Here is a 14,183-nt window from a genome sequence, read left to right as displayed (position 1 = left end):
GCTAAGGGTAAACACCCCGCGATCCTCTGATCGCGGGGTGTTTTTTGTAAAAAATTATTTTCTCCGGGGTCTTATATTTTGATACGGAGGATTGCGGCGGCGTAAGGCGGAATCGGATAAACGCCGTCATCGCATCTGAAATCCGAAACCTTGGGCGACACCGATTCTGGCCGGTCGATCGTATTCGCGTCCTCCGGATTCCTGGAGGTCAGTATCGTTTGTCTGCCTTGCACCGGAACGTTTCCCGCGCCGTGAATATGGATCTCCGTCTCCAATAGATAAGGGGAAGGATTGACCAGCTTGATAATTAGTTCGCCTGCTGTGCGGTCCAAAGTCGAAACGGATGTCAGAAACGGAATCGGCGCCGGCCGGTACTCGTGAATGAGCTCGCCGTTCAGGAAACACTGTACGGCGTCCTCGACGATAGTCACCTGCATGTGCTGCCAATCCGAGGGGTGAACGGCGGTTTTTCGGTTGGGCGCCAATTTGACGCGGGACCAGCCGACGATGCGGACTAGACGGCTTTCTCCATCCGGATCCAATTCCCAAAGGAGATAGTTCTGCTTGTCCCATGGCTGATGTCGGTCTAACAAGCGAAGCCGTATCCCTTCCGAACCTAGTATCACTTTGGCGGAAACGTCATACTGGCGCCAGGAAGGGTCGCCGATCCACAGTGTGCCATGGAACTCCCGGCATTGCTGCGGACTGCCGGTTAAGTGATCGAGGCGAAGCAGGGTTTCGCCGCCGCGCTTTACAACGAGGTCCCGGATCCTGTCAAGCTCCTTCTCCATGGCGCCCAAGCCTCCGTACAGGTCGGCCGAACGGCTTTCGGATGTGACATGGCTGTCTACTACGAGCTCTCCGCGATGCTCGCCGAACATTTTCTGAATGTGAAAGGAAGGCGTACCGTACACTTTCGTTCCGTCGAAATAGATCAGGCTGGGATCCCAGACGGTATGATGAATATTCGCGAATAGCGGGGCATACGACGACATGGTGACCAAATCCTGATTTCTTTCCATGCCGGTCATAAAAGCCGCTTCGCTGAGAGCCCCGAGCAGAGTACCGCTCTTGTTGCCCGCGATCATCGCATATTCCCCGACATAAATCTTCGGTCCGTTTCGGTCATAATGGTCATACATGTCATGATATTGCTGATAAAAATCGTTATCCGCGTAGAAGTGCTCATCCACGATCTCAACCGGCAGATCCTTCGTCTCCGTTCCTACTTCCCAATGCGTGTTCCAAATGGTCACGATTTCCGGATATTTCTCTTTTACAGCTTCATAGAAAACCTGGTATCTTCGGTTATATTCGGGTCCGAAATTTTCGTTTCCGATTTCCAGGTATTTCAGTCCGAAAGGTTCGGGATGCCCATTCTTGGCACGTAAGGAGCCCCAATAGCCGGTGACCGGCCCGTTCGCGTATTCGATGGCGTCGAGCATATCCTGCACCCATTCGCCCAGCTCCTCCATCGGGATCAGTTCACCGGGCCTGCCCTGGCATGTCAGCCCGCAATTCACCACAAACATCATGTAGAGTCCCATATCTTCGGCCATTTGAAGATATTCGTGATAACCGAGGCCGTTCGTCGTGCGGTAATGCCACAGCGTCCAATGGGAGGTCCTTTCGGAAATGTCTCCTATCGTTTTCTTCCACCTGTATGCGGTTTCGACGGAGAACCCTTCCACGAAACAGCCTCCGGGGAACCGCAGGAAGGAAGGTTTTAGCTGCTGAAGCATGCCGACCAAATCGGGACGCAGCCCGTTCTTTCTGTGAAGGAACGTGGCCCGGGGGAACAAGGAAACGAGCTCCAACCAGAACGTTCCCGCTGACCGGGAAGAGAACGCGAGCATCGCCTCGGACTCATCCCGGTCGCTTACCAGCGTCAATTCATACTTCCGCCATTCACTGGAGGTTAAGGTAACCGAACTGGAGGCATAAAGGTTTCCCGACCGGTCTTCCAGGGTGATCTCTAGTTCTCCCTGGAATCCGTCGGTTTTCTTCGCATAGAACGAAAGGTTGTACGTCTCCCCGGATCGGACGGGAATACCCCAAAACCCGGTATTGCAGACGGACACTCTGCCGTGCGGGACGGACGCCGCCTCAACCTTCAGGGAAAGCGGATTCGTTTCGTTTAGCGGAAACGCGTCGTCGAGTTTGATTTCAGCTTCGCATCCCTCTGTCATCTGCATAATCCAGCCGGGAATGGGGTCGCTATGGTCAAAAGGCGAAACCCAGCCGGCCGGAGAATGAAGCATGCAATCTTCGACATGGCATCTGTCCGGAACCAACGTATCTTCGAAAGACCGGTTTCGGATCAGCTCCGCATAGATTCCGCCGTCTCCGGCATGGCTGATTTCTTCGAAAAATAGCCCATATAAGGTCGGGCTTACGGGAAAACGGATCTGGTCCGCGTGAACGGTTACTGTAGCTGATTTGCGCATGAGCAGGCACCCCTTTTCGGATATCCAAAACTGCTACCATTATAAAACAGAACGTTCTTCCAAGCTTTCAATATGACGACATTGCGTTTGTGTTTTGACGACATTCCGAAATGCGGGCGGAAGTCAGATTATCGAAAGCGGAAAGTCGTTTTATTGGTGGGTATTCTGCAGGACATTTCTTTAGAATGAGATCAGAGCAACAGTATAGAGACCAATTAATCAGAGGAAGGCAAAAACCAATACAGTAGGGAGATAAATGAACATGACCTTTACCGAAAAGACCCGCATCGGCACGATATACAAAAACGAAATGTCCCGTGAAATTATCGTGCGCCGGATACCGGCATTGCACACGGCAGCGCCGCATATCGCTTCCCTCTTCAAGAGCCTGTCCCTGGAGCAATACTACCGTTTCAATCAAGAAGAGCTGTCACAGCCGGATTGGATTGCGGAAACGCTGTCCGAATTGGCTGATGTACCGTACGATCGGTCAAACGGAACGCCGGAACCGGAATGGATTCCGTCCGCCGATTACGAAGCTGCCGGTGTCCCATCCGCTTCCGCTTTCGTTCAGGCGCCTGCACAGGCCGAACAATGGGGCGTTTACGAAATCGAGCTTCGAGGTCCGAGCCACGGCAATCCCTTCACGGAGGTTTCCCTTCATGCCGAGTTCTGTTCCGGAGACAAGACCGTTCGCATGGGAGGGTTCTACGATGGCGACGGGATTTACCGCATTCGGTTCATGCCGGATATCCAGGGGGACTGGACGTTTAGGACATTCAGCAATGCGCGGTCGCTCGACGGGATTGAAGGCGTCTTCCGGAGCGTCGAGCCCTCCCCCGGCAACCGCGGTCCTCTGCGCGTGAAGGATACTTACCATTTTGCCTACGCAGACGGAACATCTTACATTCCCGTAGGGACAACCTGTTACGCCTGGATTCACCAAGGGGACGAGCTGGAGGAACAGACGCTCGAAACGTTGAAAGCGTCCCCGTTCAACAAGATGAGGATGTGCGTGTTTCCGAAATCGTACCTGTTCAACGAGAACGAACCGGTCTATTATCCCTTCGAAGGATCCTTAGCGGGTGGCTGGGATTACAACCGGCTGAGTCCGGCATTCTTCCGGCACCTCGAGAACCGGATCGCCGATTTGGGCAAGCTGGGCATCGAGGCGGACCTCATCCTGTTTCATCCTTACGACCGCTGGGGTTATTCGGAAATGCCCCCGGCGGCGGACGACCGTTATCTTCGCTATATCACGGCACGGCTTTCCGCATACCGCAACGTGTGGTGGTCGCTGGCCAATGAGTATGATCTCATGTGGTCCAAGGACGAGGATGACTGGGAGCGGTTTGCGAACATCGTCACAGAAAACGACCCGGCCGGCCACCTCATTTCGAACCATAATTGTCTAAGCTTTTTCGATTATAGCAAGCCGTGGGTCACGCATTGCAGCATCCAGCGCATTGACGTCTACAAAACCTCAGAGGCAACGAACGAATGGCGCGAGCAATGGAAAAAGCCCATCGTGATCGACGAGTGCGCGTACGAGGGGGATATTGATCAAGGCTGGGGCAACATCAGCGGGGAAGAGATGACCCGCCGTTTCTGGGAAGGCGCGGTTCGGGGGGGATACGTCGGTCATGGCGAAACCTATCTCAATGAGGAAGACATTTTATGGTGGTCCAAGGGCGGCAAATTAAGGGGAACGAGTCCGCAGCGGATTGCTTTTCTTCGCAGAATTACGGAAGAAAGCCCAGGAGGCGTGCTCAATCCGCTGCCTTCGGACTGGGACGTGCCGTGCGCGGGAATCAAGGATGAATACTATCTGTATTATTTCGGCTTCAACCAGCCTCGTTTCCGGAATTTCAACCGCAAGCCGGGAATCCGGTACCAGGCCGAAGTGATCGATACGTGGAGCATGACGACCGAGAAGCTCCCGGGTACTTATGAGGGTTCTTTCCGGGTCCAGCTTCCGGGGAAACCGTACATGGCGGTGAGACTCACGAAGGTTGACACGAAATACGAATGAATTGGAGAACACAAATGAAACAAATTAAAGGTGTAAACCTGGGCATTGAGAACCTCAATGAGCCTATATCAGAGCTTCGTGAGTGGAAGGACTTCATGAGAGAAGAGGAGTTCGTTAATGTCGTTCTCGATACACATTTTTATGTGATGACAGCAGAGGTTAATAAAAAAGCCCGCAATTAATCTGCGGGCTTTTTTATATATTCGGTCAAAACGTTTATTTTGATAGTTTTTCTTTTTCTTTATTGCGACGTATAAATTCACGCATTTCCTTGTGGGCTTCATCACGATCTTCTGGAGGTAACGGAATCGCCATAATTCCATCATCCAGAGGTCTAATAACAGGCCGACGACCGATTGCGGAAACTGTAGGAATGGCTAAAAGTCGGTTTTTTCGTTTTTCAAGAAACCTAATTGGGAGAGCAATAAGAGGACAATAGTGGTTTCGTCCCCCCAGCTTCATTGATTGCCCCATCCCGGATGCCTAGCGGCATCCTATACAATGAAGCTACAAGACGGGAGGAGATGAAAGCATGCATAAAAATCGAATCGGAGCTTTTTTGTTCAGCTTCCCCAGTTTTTTTCTGACAATGGCTCTCGGCATATATCCGGTAATATGGGCCCTTCGATATATGTTCTACGATTATCAGGGCTACGGTACTCCGAAATTTATCGGGCTCGACAATTTTGCCAGGGTCGCCCGGGATACCGAGTTCTGGCAGTCCGTTGTGAACACCTTCGTGTATGCGGGCGGAAAGCTAATCATTACGCTGCCATTATCACTTATTTTGGCTGTTATACTGAACCGCAAGCTGCGCGGGCGGCATGCCTTCAGGGCGATATTTTTTCTTCCGACGATCTTCAGCGCATCGGTCATGTCCATCGTATTTTATATTGTGTTTAACTCTTACAACGGCATTATCAATCAATATCTGTTAAAGCTGAATATCGTATCCGGACCCATCGACTGGCTCGGAGCAGCTTATGCGATGCTGACTATTGTAATAATCGCTGTTTGGGGAGCCATAGGCAACTATATGCTGCTCTTCATTGCCGGGCTCCAGAGTATCCCGGAAGACGTCTATGAAGCGGCTTCGCTGGACGGTGTGAACCCAGCCCAGCGCCTGTGGTATATTACGATTCCGATGCTGGGGCCTGTGCTGCAGATGATCATCATGCTGGCCATCACGACCTCTCTTAAAGGCTATGAGAGCATTATGGTATTGACGGAAGGCGGCCCTTTCGGCAAAACGGAAGTCATGTACTTGTACCTGTATAAGCTCTTTTTTCCGCTGACAACGACGGGTACATCCGTTCAGAACATCGGGTACGGCAGCGCAGTCGGCTTCACGACTGCCATCATCGTCGGTTTGGTCACCTGGCTTTATTTCTGGCTGTCGAAAAAGCTGAACAACGTTTATTAAGGGGGAAGAAACATGACTATTCGTAAAATGCTGATCAGAACGCCGGTATGGCTTCTGCTGTTGGTCACGGCGGCGTTGATGCTGTTTCCGATCATAATTGCGCTGCTGGGCTCTTTCAAGACGAATCTGGAGTTGACGACGGGAGCGACGCTTCTCCCTTTAAAGTGGCAATTCCAGAATTATGTGCAAGCATGGAATCAAGCTGATTTTTCCGGCTTTACGTTTAACAGCCTCTATGTAGCCGTGTTCGCAACGGTCGGCACATTGCTCGTATCTTCTATGGCGGCTTATGCTGTTGACCGCGTTGCCTTTAAGGGAAAGAAGCTGTTCATTTTTCTCCAGTCGTTTACACTGTTCATATCCATCGGAGCCGTCGTGCTGCGGCCGCAATTCGATCTGATGGTGTCGATCGGTTTGCAGAAATCATTATGGGGTGTCATAATCATTATCATTAGCGCTCATGCTACCGCGTTCTTCATGGTCATCGGCTTTTTCCGAGGCATTCCGAAGGATTTGGATGAAGCTGCGCTCATTGACGGCTGCAATTTCTATTCCACCTTCTGGAGGATCATTTTACCTCTTCTCAGGCCTGCGCTCGCTGTCGTAGCGCTGTTCACCTTCCGAAACGCATGGAACGAATACATCCTGCCGCTTGTTTTCTCGCTGTCGAGGCCGGATTTGCAAACGCTCCCTGTAGGCTTGGCTAACCTGAGATACGGGGCGGGGGCGGCTGTGGAAAATCAACTGATGCTTGCCGGCGCATGTATCTCTATATTACCTCTTCTTATTGTATATCTTTTCGCAAACCGCTCTTTCATGCAGGTAACGGTCGGCTCCGTCAAGGGCTGATAATTTCATATATTGAGGCGATGGACAACATGAAACGTTTATTGAGAAAGATGTCGCTAAAAAAACGGCTTTGGGTCTCATTCGTTCTACTGACCGTCGTTTGTATTTCAGTCACGGGAACTTATGTTTCCGTGTTTTTTTCTCGTGAAATGGAAACACAGGCAACCAAGACGAGTCAGGATACGTTGAGCAAAACGGCGCAGGTGTTCGATGAGCGCTTGCGCAATATCGTCGTATCGATCTCCACGCTCATGATGGGAGAGCCGTTTCAGAGCACGATGCGGGATGTACAGGCACTTAACGGCCAGGATTACTATAAGAGGCTCTCGCAGCTGCAAACACCTTTTGCTCAAATGATGCTTGCCGATCAGTCGATCGACTCGGTATTGGTGCATACGCCCATTGGCGATTTTTATCCAACAGAGAGCAGACGAAGCACGGTCGATTTCGTTGAAACTTCGTTAAATGCTTTGATTATGGATACGCAGAATCGGTGGAGCACGCTGTGGGTGCGGGGGCATGATGAGGAACTGTTCAACAGGGGAAATCCGGTTATATCTTTGATCATTAAGCCTTTATTCGATATGACGCTGCCGGATGTTTATGTCATCGTTAATATCCGGGAAGATCACTTGCAAGAGCTGATACAGGCTCATTTGCAGGAGGGCAGCCTCAGGCAGCTCGTCGTTGACCGAAGCAACCGGGCGGTATTCTCCTCTGTGCCCGCCATGCCGGGGAGTGGTACGCAACTGTACGAAAAGATCGGCAGCAGCGACAGGGGCCACTTTGAATACGTATCGGAAAGCGGCAACCCCTATTTGGTCAACTATGCGACGCTCGGCATGAATTCCGACTGGGTGCTCATCGGCTATCAATCCAAGTCTAAGCTGCTGGCCCCCGTCCAGCATATGCGCTGGACGATTCTAACGATTATGGGCGTCTGCGTCGTGCTGGCATTGGTCATGTCCAGTATGCTGTCGGAGCTCCTTCTTAAGCCGCTGTTCAATCTGCGCAACCTCATGTTAAAGGTTGAGCGTAACCATCTTGACGTACGGTTCGAGAGCGCGTTTGAAGACGAGATCAGTCAAGTCGGCCACAAGTTCAACCGGATGCTTCAGCAGATCGGTGAATTAATAGAAGAGGTCAAAGCGTCCGAGCAGGAGAAACGAAAATCGGAGATCAAAGCGCTGCAGGCGCAGATCGATCCCCATTTTCTGTACAACACGTTAAATACGATTTATTGGAAAAGCGAAATGGAAGAGCATCAAGCCGTCAGCGGGATGATTGTCTCGCTTTCGCAGCTGTTCCGGCTGGGGCTTAACAATGGCAGAGAGATTACAACGCTCCGGCAGGAGCTCGAGCATGTTGCGCAATATTTAAATTTACAGTCGATGTGCTACCCCGATTTGTTTCAATATGAAATAACCGCGGTTGATGAGAAGCTGATGAATATACCGGTGCTCAAACTTCTGCTGCAGCCGCTCGTGGAAAATTCGATTTTGCATGGCTTTCAGGAGCTGCCTCACCGGGGGCAGATCAGGATAAAGGCTGACTCGGCAGACGGATTACTGACGCTGACCGTGACTGATAACGGCATCGGGATGGATGCAAACCGCCTCCAAATGATGCTGAACGGGCCGGAGACGGAGCGTACGAGCTATGCTCTTTCCAATGTGCGTGCCAGACTCTCGCTCTATTACGGTAACAAAGCTTCTATGAAGCTGGAAAGCGAGCCTGGCGTGCAAACGGCCGTTAAGCTGAACATTCCTATACAAGAGGTGATGAACGAATGAACGGGATTAAGATGTGCATCGTAGATGATGTGAAAACGGTGATAGACGGTATTCTGAAGATGATCCCTTGGGAGGAGCACGGAATAGAAATCGCGGGCACTGCCACAAACGGCCAGGAGGGTCTCAGTCTGATCCGCGAAAAAAATCCCGATATCGTGCTCACCGATATTCGCATGCCGATGAGCAGCGGAATCGATATGGTCCGCGAGCTGAAGGAGAGCGGGGAGCATGCGCCCAAGGTTATTTTCTTCAGCGGATATTCCGATTTTGCATATGCTCAGGAATCCGTGAGGCTGGACGCTTTCGATTATTTGCTAAAACCGTTCACGAAGCAGCAAATTGTAGAAGTGGTGCTGCGGGCCAAAGCCCATATTGAGTCGCAAAGGCTGGACCGGCTGAACCGGATGGTGCTTGAGAGGAAGCTGAGGGAGAGTCTTCCATATTTGCGCCAGGAGTACTTCCGCCTTCTGATCCGCCATGACGAGCAGCCTGAGCGGGCTTATGACAAATGGGGTTTTCTCGGGATCGATATGGGAACCAGCGGATTTGTTGCCATGTCCGTGCAAATTGACGAGTTAATGCATGAGCGTTCGTATTTACCCGTACGCGAAGTGGAGCTAAGCCGGTTTGCCGTTCAAAATATAATGGAGGAAACCATTAAGAAGCAGGCGAAGGGAATTGTGTTCCGCGAGCATTTGGGACAGTTCGTCATTGTGCTGAATCCGGATGAAGGAGTTGACGTGCTTGCTCTGGCAGAAGCCTGTAGGCACAATGTCAATCAGTATGCAAAGCGGGATATTTCGATTGGCGTGGGCAGCAGGGTGGAGGGGATTGCGAGGATCGCGCTTTCTTATGAGCAAGCCAAGACGGCGCTCAGCTACCAGTTTTATTCCGGAGGCGGCTGTATTATTTTCTATAGCGATATAGAGCGGCAGGGCCATATTACACCTCATTATTCCCCGGACAAGGAGACGGAGCTGCTGTACTGCCTCCGGTCGGGCAATAGGGAGGGGACGGAGCGGCTGCTTGAAAGCATCTCCGAGGAATGCCTTAGCTATCCGGCACTGCCCGACCCCGATGTTATGGCGAATCTTTTCTACGGGCTGGCTTTCTCCATGTACCGCGTCATTGCCGAGAAAGCCGAACCGGGGCAGCGTATGTGGCTGGATGAGCGTTTGAGCGCGATGAAGAAGGGGCGCTATCTGTCCACTTCTGAACTGATAAGGGATGTGAAGGAGCTCGGGCTAACCGGCAGCGACTGGCTGCACAAGCGCCAGAAGAACGATGTTGGCCAATTGATACACCAGGCACTGAATTATGTGAGCGGACGGCTGGGCAACGACCTCACGGTGCAGGAATGCGCGAAAGTCGTTCATTTGAGCCCAAGCTATTTCTCTAATTTGTTCAAGAAGGAAACGGGAATGACGTTCATGCAGTACGTTACGTCAGCGCGAATGGAGAAGGCGAAGGAGCTGTTATTGGAAGGCATGCAGGTACAGGACATCACCTTCGAGCTCGGCTACCGGGACAGACCATATTTCAGCGAGCTGTTTAAGAAGCATACAGGGCTTACGCCGTCGGAATTCCGCAGCAAGTATGAAGGAGCGGCTCCCGGAGGCGAATCAGAGTGATTTTCCCCTCCCAGGATCGTGTTTTTGTCCTTCTTGGCGGTGCATCCTTAGGTGCTACAATGAGGTCAGCAAGGTGAACCGGAAGGAATACGCCGGAGGTACACAGCTTGCCAAACAAAGGGGAGGTATGACTAATGAAGAATAGAATCATAACGAAGAAAACGCTTTCGGTGTGTTGCTTGCTGGTCTTAGCTTTAATGTTGGCGGCATGCTCGGCGGGTAACGGGTCGAATGAGGAGCAAGGCAAGGCGGAGGGCGAAAGCGGGACAGCTAAAACGAAAATTGCCTATTGGACAGTGGATCGGCATGATATGGATTATATGCAGCAGCAGGTGGATGCCTTTAATGCAACGAACCAGGATCATATCGAAGTGGAAATGAAGGTTATGGCGGATAATTACAATCAAGCGGTGGAGGTTGCGTTCGCTAGCAACCAGGCTCCGGACATTTTCCGGAGCGGCGATTTTCAGACTTATGTGAATAAAGGCTACTATGCCCAGCTTGACACGCTGCTAAGCGAAGAGTTCCTGGCGAAGTTTGACGGTTTGCTGGTTGAAGATATTTATACAAAGGACGGTCATGTCTATACGCTTCCGAATAACGGACAGTTTTGGCGGCTGCTCTATAATGTGGATTTGATGGGGAAGGCAGGCTACACCGAGCCTCCGAAGACGCTTGATGAGATGGTCGAATACGCCAAGAAAATAACAGAACAAGGAAAGGCTGAAGGCGTTTACGGTTTTGCAAGCAATTTCAAGAATAGCTCGGGCTTTACCCGTCCGGCTTTTGCATCGGGCTCGCTCGGCTCGGAAACCAGCCATGAGGGCTATAATTTTCAAACCGGAGAATTCGACTTTGGCATGTATCGCGACATTGCGGAGGCGCTCCGTCAAATCAAAGCGGACGGCAGCATGATTCCCGGGGCTGAATCGCTGGACATCGATCCGCTGCGCGCGCAATTTGCGCAAGGGAAAATCGGGATGTACGTGAACCATTCCAGCGAGCCGGCTGTGTACACCTCGCAATTCCCGACTGACATTCAATGGGCATCGACGTTCGTACCTACGAAGGACGGACAAATGAACGGCGTGACATGGGTCAATGCAGGAGGTTATGTGGGAATCAGCGCCAAATCGGACAAGCAGGAGGCAGCCGTAAAGTTTTTGGAATTCTTGTACGACGCAGAGCTTCGTTCGGACTACCAGGAGAAGGGGCTTGGACTATCCGTTCTGCCTTACGTCAACGAGGCGGCAGGCAAGCCTGAGCTGGCAGGAATAGACGGATTTCTCCCTACGAAATATGACGGGATCTATCCGGCAACTCCTCTGTCGATCACTGACACGAAGCTGGAAGGAAAGAAGTACGGCGATGTTTTTGTCGAATATATATTGACTGGTAACCAGGAGCTGGACGCCGCTATTGATGATTTGAACGCCAGATACGGAAAGGCGCTCGCAGCGGCTCGTGCAGAAGGACTAACGAATATTCAGGCAAATCCGTCATTCAGCGCCAAGAGCCTTCAGGGTTCCCTCGGTGAATAGCTGTATAGTTGAAGGAGAGGCTGCCTGTAAGGCAGCCTCTGTTTATTTTGAAGCTGCCGACACGTCCGGTTCATGAATGTGAATATGGATGTTGTTCTTAACTGAGAGGAGTGAATTCAATGGATCATTTGTTCTTTAGTGCCGAGCAACGAAGCGAGTGGGGTGAGAGCTTCAAAAGGCTTTTTCCGGAGAAGGCGTCGGAAGCGATTGCGGAGGCAAACCGTTGGTGCGAGGATAGCAGCTTCATTTGGAAAAATACCAAGATCGAGATGGGCACACCGATCAATTGGCGGGCCTCATGGACATGCGGATGCGCTTTCCTTTGAATGGTGCGCATACGGCGAAGCTTTGTTTGTGGATCCGGTGACTTACACGTATATGGAGAACCCTTGGCGCCGTTATTTCAAAAGCACTTCTGCGCATAACACTATTCTTGTAGACGGTCAGGATCAAACGCCTTATTTGCGGACGCAGCGGTGGGGAAAGCCGGAGGCCCAGGTTGCTTTGGTTGCTTGGCAGCCCGAAAGACAGATGATTTGCGCGGAGCATGACGGGTACGCGGGACGCGGCATTATGCATAGGCGTGCCGCTTGGTATCTGGAGAGCGGAGAATGGGTTATCTATGACCGCCTGACGGGGACGGGAGAACATACCTACCAGCATCGGCTGCACAGCAGGCTGTTGGAATGGAAGGTGGAGAAGCAGGCAGAGGAGCATGCTGCCAAGTTTTACGCGAAAGGCAGCGGTTTGCAGGCGGTACTTCGCCGCTGGGGTGCGAAATGCTAGTTTTTGGTCCTGAATCGTTGGAGCTGGACGTGGAGGACAGCTGGGAATCGGTCCATCCGATGATGATGCAGCCTCTTAAAGTGATTCAGGGTCTGTTGACATCGGAGGAAGATGCTTGGTTTATTACAGTGCTGAGGCCGTGCCGCGGCAGCAGTGAGCTGCGGCCGGCGGAGTGGAGCGTCGGCATCGATGAGCGTGGCCGTCCCGTCCTGAGCATGGGCCGGACTGGAGATATATCCTGTTTCCATATGCCTGATTGAAAATAACGGAGGTGAAAGCCATGGAGGAAATGAGCGGATTTATTAAGCATTACTTGATATCGGGACCGCTGTTTACCGATTTTATAGCGGACAAAACTGACAAAAATCAGATACGCTATGAACAGTATTTAAGATCCATCGTTGCTGAGAGGGATAAACCGGCGCCATCCGATGATATAAGGATCGGTGACCAGAGCGAGTTGGGTCTCCCATGGGAGTATTACTATCCCGGCAGCGGCTATGTGAATGTCAGCCAGTTCTCGGTGACACCGCAAAAGGTAGAGCTGCTGGCAGCAACCGGCCTGGTCGCCCAAGAAGACATGGATGTCCGGGCGATTCTATGGACGTATACGGCTGCGGATGTCTGGCTGGGTGACCGGAAAATCTGTTCTGTCACCGAGCCGGTGTACAAGCCGATTAAGAAGAAGGAAATAAAGCTGGCCCTCAAGAAGGGCTGCAACGATTTGCTGATCCGTATGCAGAACTTGGCCGTCCGGGACACTAGAAATATATTTGGCATTCAACTATTGGAGCATAGGGACAAAATAGCGTCGGCACTCCCTGACGCTGAAAACGCGAAGCCGTTCCTTGCGCTGGACCGCTGGCTTTCCGGCATTGTGATAAAAGGGAACCGTATATTGTTTCCGGATGATGCTCCCTGCAATGTCTATCTGACTTATGATGACGCGGGCAATGACACGGAATGCGTCGACGTTAGCGGGAAGAGCTATGCGGATGTCAAAAACGAAGCGGACGTGGCTGTCGTTTACGGAGAGATTCATCATAAAAAATTGATCCGCAAAATCGAATTGCTCCATAACAAAAAGCCCGTGTACCGCAAATCAGCATCGACAGATGACATTAGAAGGGCTATGTTCAATGAGCTTGCCGCCATAGGTGCGGAACCAACGTTTCAGCCGCTGCGCTTTGGCTTGTTCTATGTGCTGGCGCGCTGGCATTTGGGGGAAAAAGGCATAAACGATGAGGCTTATATTAACCGGGCGCTTGATCAGATCGGGAGAAGGGAAGACTGCTCTGACTTTTTCCTGGCAGGGCTGCTCCGGCTGATGGAATCTTATTCCCTTCCTGCCGCCTTAGCCGATAAGGCAGAACAAACGATTCTGAACTACCGGTACTGGATGACGGAGAACGGTTCGGACGGCATGTGCTTCTGGAGCGAGAATCACGCGCTCATGTTCTACATTTGCGCATACATGGCGGGCAACAAATATCCGGATAAACGATTTCCAAGGTCGGACCGAAACGGCCTGGAGGTTAGAGAAGCGGCGAAAGACAGAATTCAACAGTGGCTGCTGGATGTAGAGGAATACGGCTTTGAAGAGTTTTTGAGCACCGATTACATGTGCGTGACCTTGGGCGCTTTATTAAATGTCGTTGACTATATGGAAGATGAAGAATCG

Annotated in this window: 13 protein-coding genes; 11 read left to right on the top strand and 2 right to left on the bottom strand. The window is 51.5% G+C overall.

The window, feature by feature from the left end; all coding sequences use genetic code 11:
• Nucleotides 1-71: 71 nt before the first annotated feature.
• Nucleotides 72-2,447: an alpha-L-arabinofuranosidase C-terminal domain-containing protein gene (locus L1N85_RS16325; RefSeq protein ID WP_235240144.1), complete on the bottom strand. Its 2,376-nt coding sequence runs from the start codon at nucleotides 2,445-2,447 to the stop codon at nucleotides 72-74.
• Between the two features lie 262 nt (nucleotides 2,448-2,709).
• Between L1N85_RS16325 and L1N85_RS16320 the strand changes: the two genes are divergently transcribed.
• Both L1N85_RS16320 and L1N85_RS16315 read left to right on the top strand, forming a co-directional pair.
• Nucleotides 2,710-4,479: a DUF5605 domain-containing protein gene (locus L1N85_RS16320; RefSeq protein WP_235240143.1), complete on the top strand. Its 1,770-nt coding sequence runs from the start codon at nucleotides 2,710-2,712 to the stop codon at nucleotides 4,477-4,479.
• A gap of 14 nt (nucleotides 4,480-4,493) precedes the next feature.
• Nucleotides 4,494-4,661 (top strand): hypothetical protein, encoded by a 168-nt coding sequence (locus L1N85_RS16315; RefSeq protein WP_235240142.1) that lies wholly within the window; start codon nucleotides 4,494-4,496, stop codon nucleotides 4,659-4,661.
• A gap of 34 nt (nucleotides 4,662-4,695) precedes the next feature.
• Here L1N85_RS16315 and L1N85_RS16310 read toward each other — a convergent pair whose 3' ends face one another.
• The gene (locus tag L1N85_RS16310; protein ID WP_235240141.1) at nucleotides 4,696-4,941 is read right to left on the bottom strand and encodes a hypothetical protein; all 246 of its coding nucleotides are present in this window, start codon (nucleotides 4,939-4,941) and stop codon (nucleotides 4,696-4,698) included.
• 70 nt (nucleotides 4,942-5,011) lie between these two features.
• Between L1N85_RS16310 and L1N85_RS16305 the strand changes: the two genes are divergently transcribed.
• The 9 genes from L1N85_RS16305 to L1N85_RS16265 form a co-directional block, all read left to right on the top strand.
• Complete coding sequence (locus L1N85_RS16305; protein ID WP_235240140.1) at nucleotides 5,012-5,902, top strand: carbohydrate ABC transporter permease; 891 nt, start codon at nucleotides 5,012-5,014, stop codon at nucleotides 5,900-5,902.
• 12 nt (nucleotides 5,903-5,914) lie between these two features.
• Nucleotides 5,915-6,751 (top strand): carbohydrate ABC transporter permease, encoded by an 837-nt coding sequence (locus L1N85_RS16300; RefSeq protein ID WP_235240139.1) that lies wholly within the window; start codon nucleotides 5,915-5,917, stop codon nucleotides 6,749-6,751.
• 29 nt (nucleotides 6,752-6,780) lie between these two features.
• Nucleotides 6,781-8,544 carry a sensor histidine kinase gene (locus L1N85_RS16295; RefSeq protein WP_235240138.1) on the top strand — a complete coding sequence of 588 codons (1,764 nt, stop codon included), beginning with the start codon at nucleotides 6,781-6,783 and terminating at the stop codon, nucleotides 8,542-8,544.
• Nucleotides 8,541-10,175: a response regulator transcription factor gene (locus L1N85_RS16290; protein ID WP_235240137.1), complete on the top strand. Its 1,635-nt coding sequence runs from the start codon at nucleotides 8,541-8,543 to the stop codon at nucleotides 10,173-10,175. Before L1N85_RS16295 ends, L1N85_RS16290 begins: the two co-directional genes overlap by 4 nt.
• 134 nt (nucleotides 10,176-10,309) lie before the next feature.
• Nucleotides 10,310-11,716 carry an ABC transporter substrate-binding protein gene (locus L1N85_RS16285; RefSeq protein WP_235240136.1) on the top strand — a complete coding sequence of 469 codons (1,407 nt, stop codon included), beginning with the start codon at nucleotides 10,310-10,312 and terminating at the stop codon, nucleotides 11,714-11,716.
• Nucleotides 11,717-11,835: 119 nt separating this feature from the next.
• On the top strand, nucleotides 11,836-12,042 hold the full coding sequence (locus tag L1N85_RS16280; RefSeq protein ID WP_235240172.1) for a hypothetical protein: 207 nt from the start codon (nucleotides 11,836-11,838) through the stop codon (nucleotides 12,040-12,042).
• 22 nt (nucleotides 12,043-12,064) lie between these two features.
• Nucleotides 12,065-12,502, top strand: a complete 438-nt coding sequence (locus tag L1N85_RS16275; protein WP_235240169.1) for a heparinase II/III family protein — start codon at nucleotides 12,065-12,067, stop codon at nucleotides 12,500-12,502.
• Entirely contained in the window at nucleotides 12,496-12,762 is a 267-nt protein-coding gene (locus tag L1N85_RS16270; protein WP_235240135.1) for a hypothetical protein, read from the top strand. The genes L1N85_RS16275 and L1N85_RS16270 overlap by 7 nt, the downstream gene beginning before the upstream one ends.
• 20 nt (nucleotides 12,763-12,782) lie before the next feature.
• Nucleotides 12,783-14,183 (top strand): hypothetical protein (locus L1N85_RS16265; protein ID WP_235240134.1); only part of this gene is annotated, 1,401 nt, incomplete at its 3' end.

The organism is Paenibacillus alkaliterrae, from assembly GCF_021532375.1.
GTDB lineage: Bacteria > Bacillota > Bacilli > Paenibacillales > Paenibacillaceae > Pristimantibacillus > Pristimantibacillus alkaliterrae.
The sequence above is the reverse complement of the archived record's forward strand: the minus strand, read 5'-3'. Positions and strand labels throughout refer to the sequence as shown.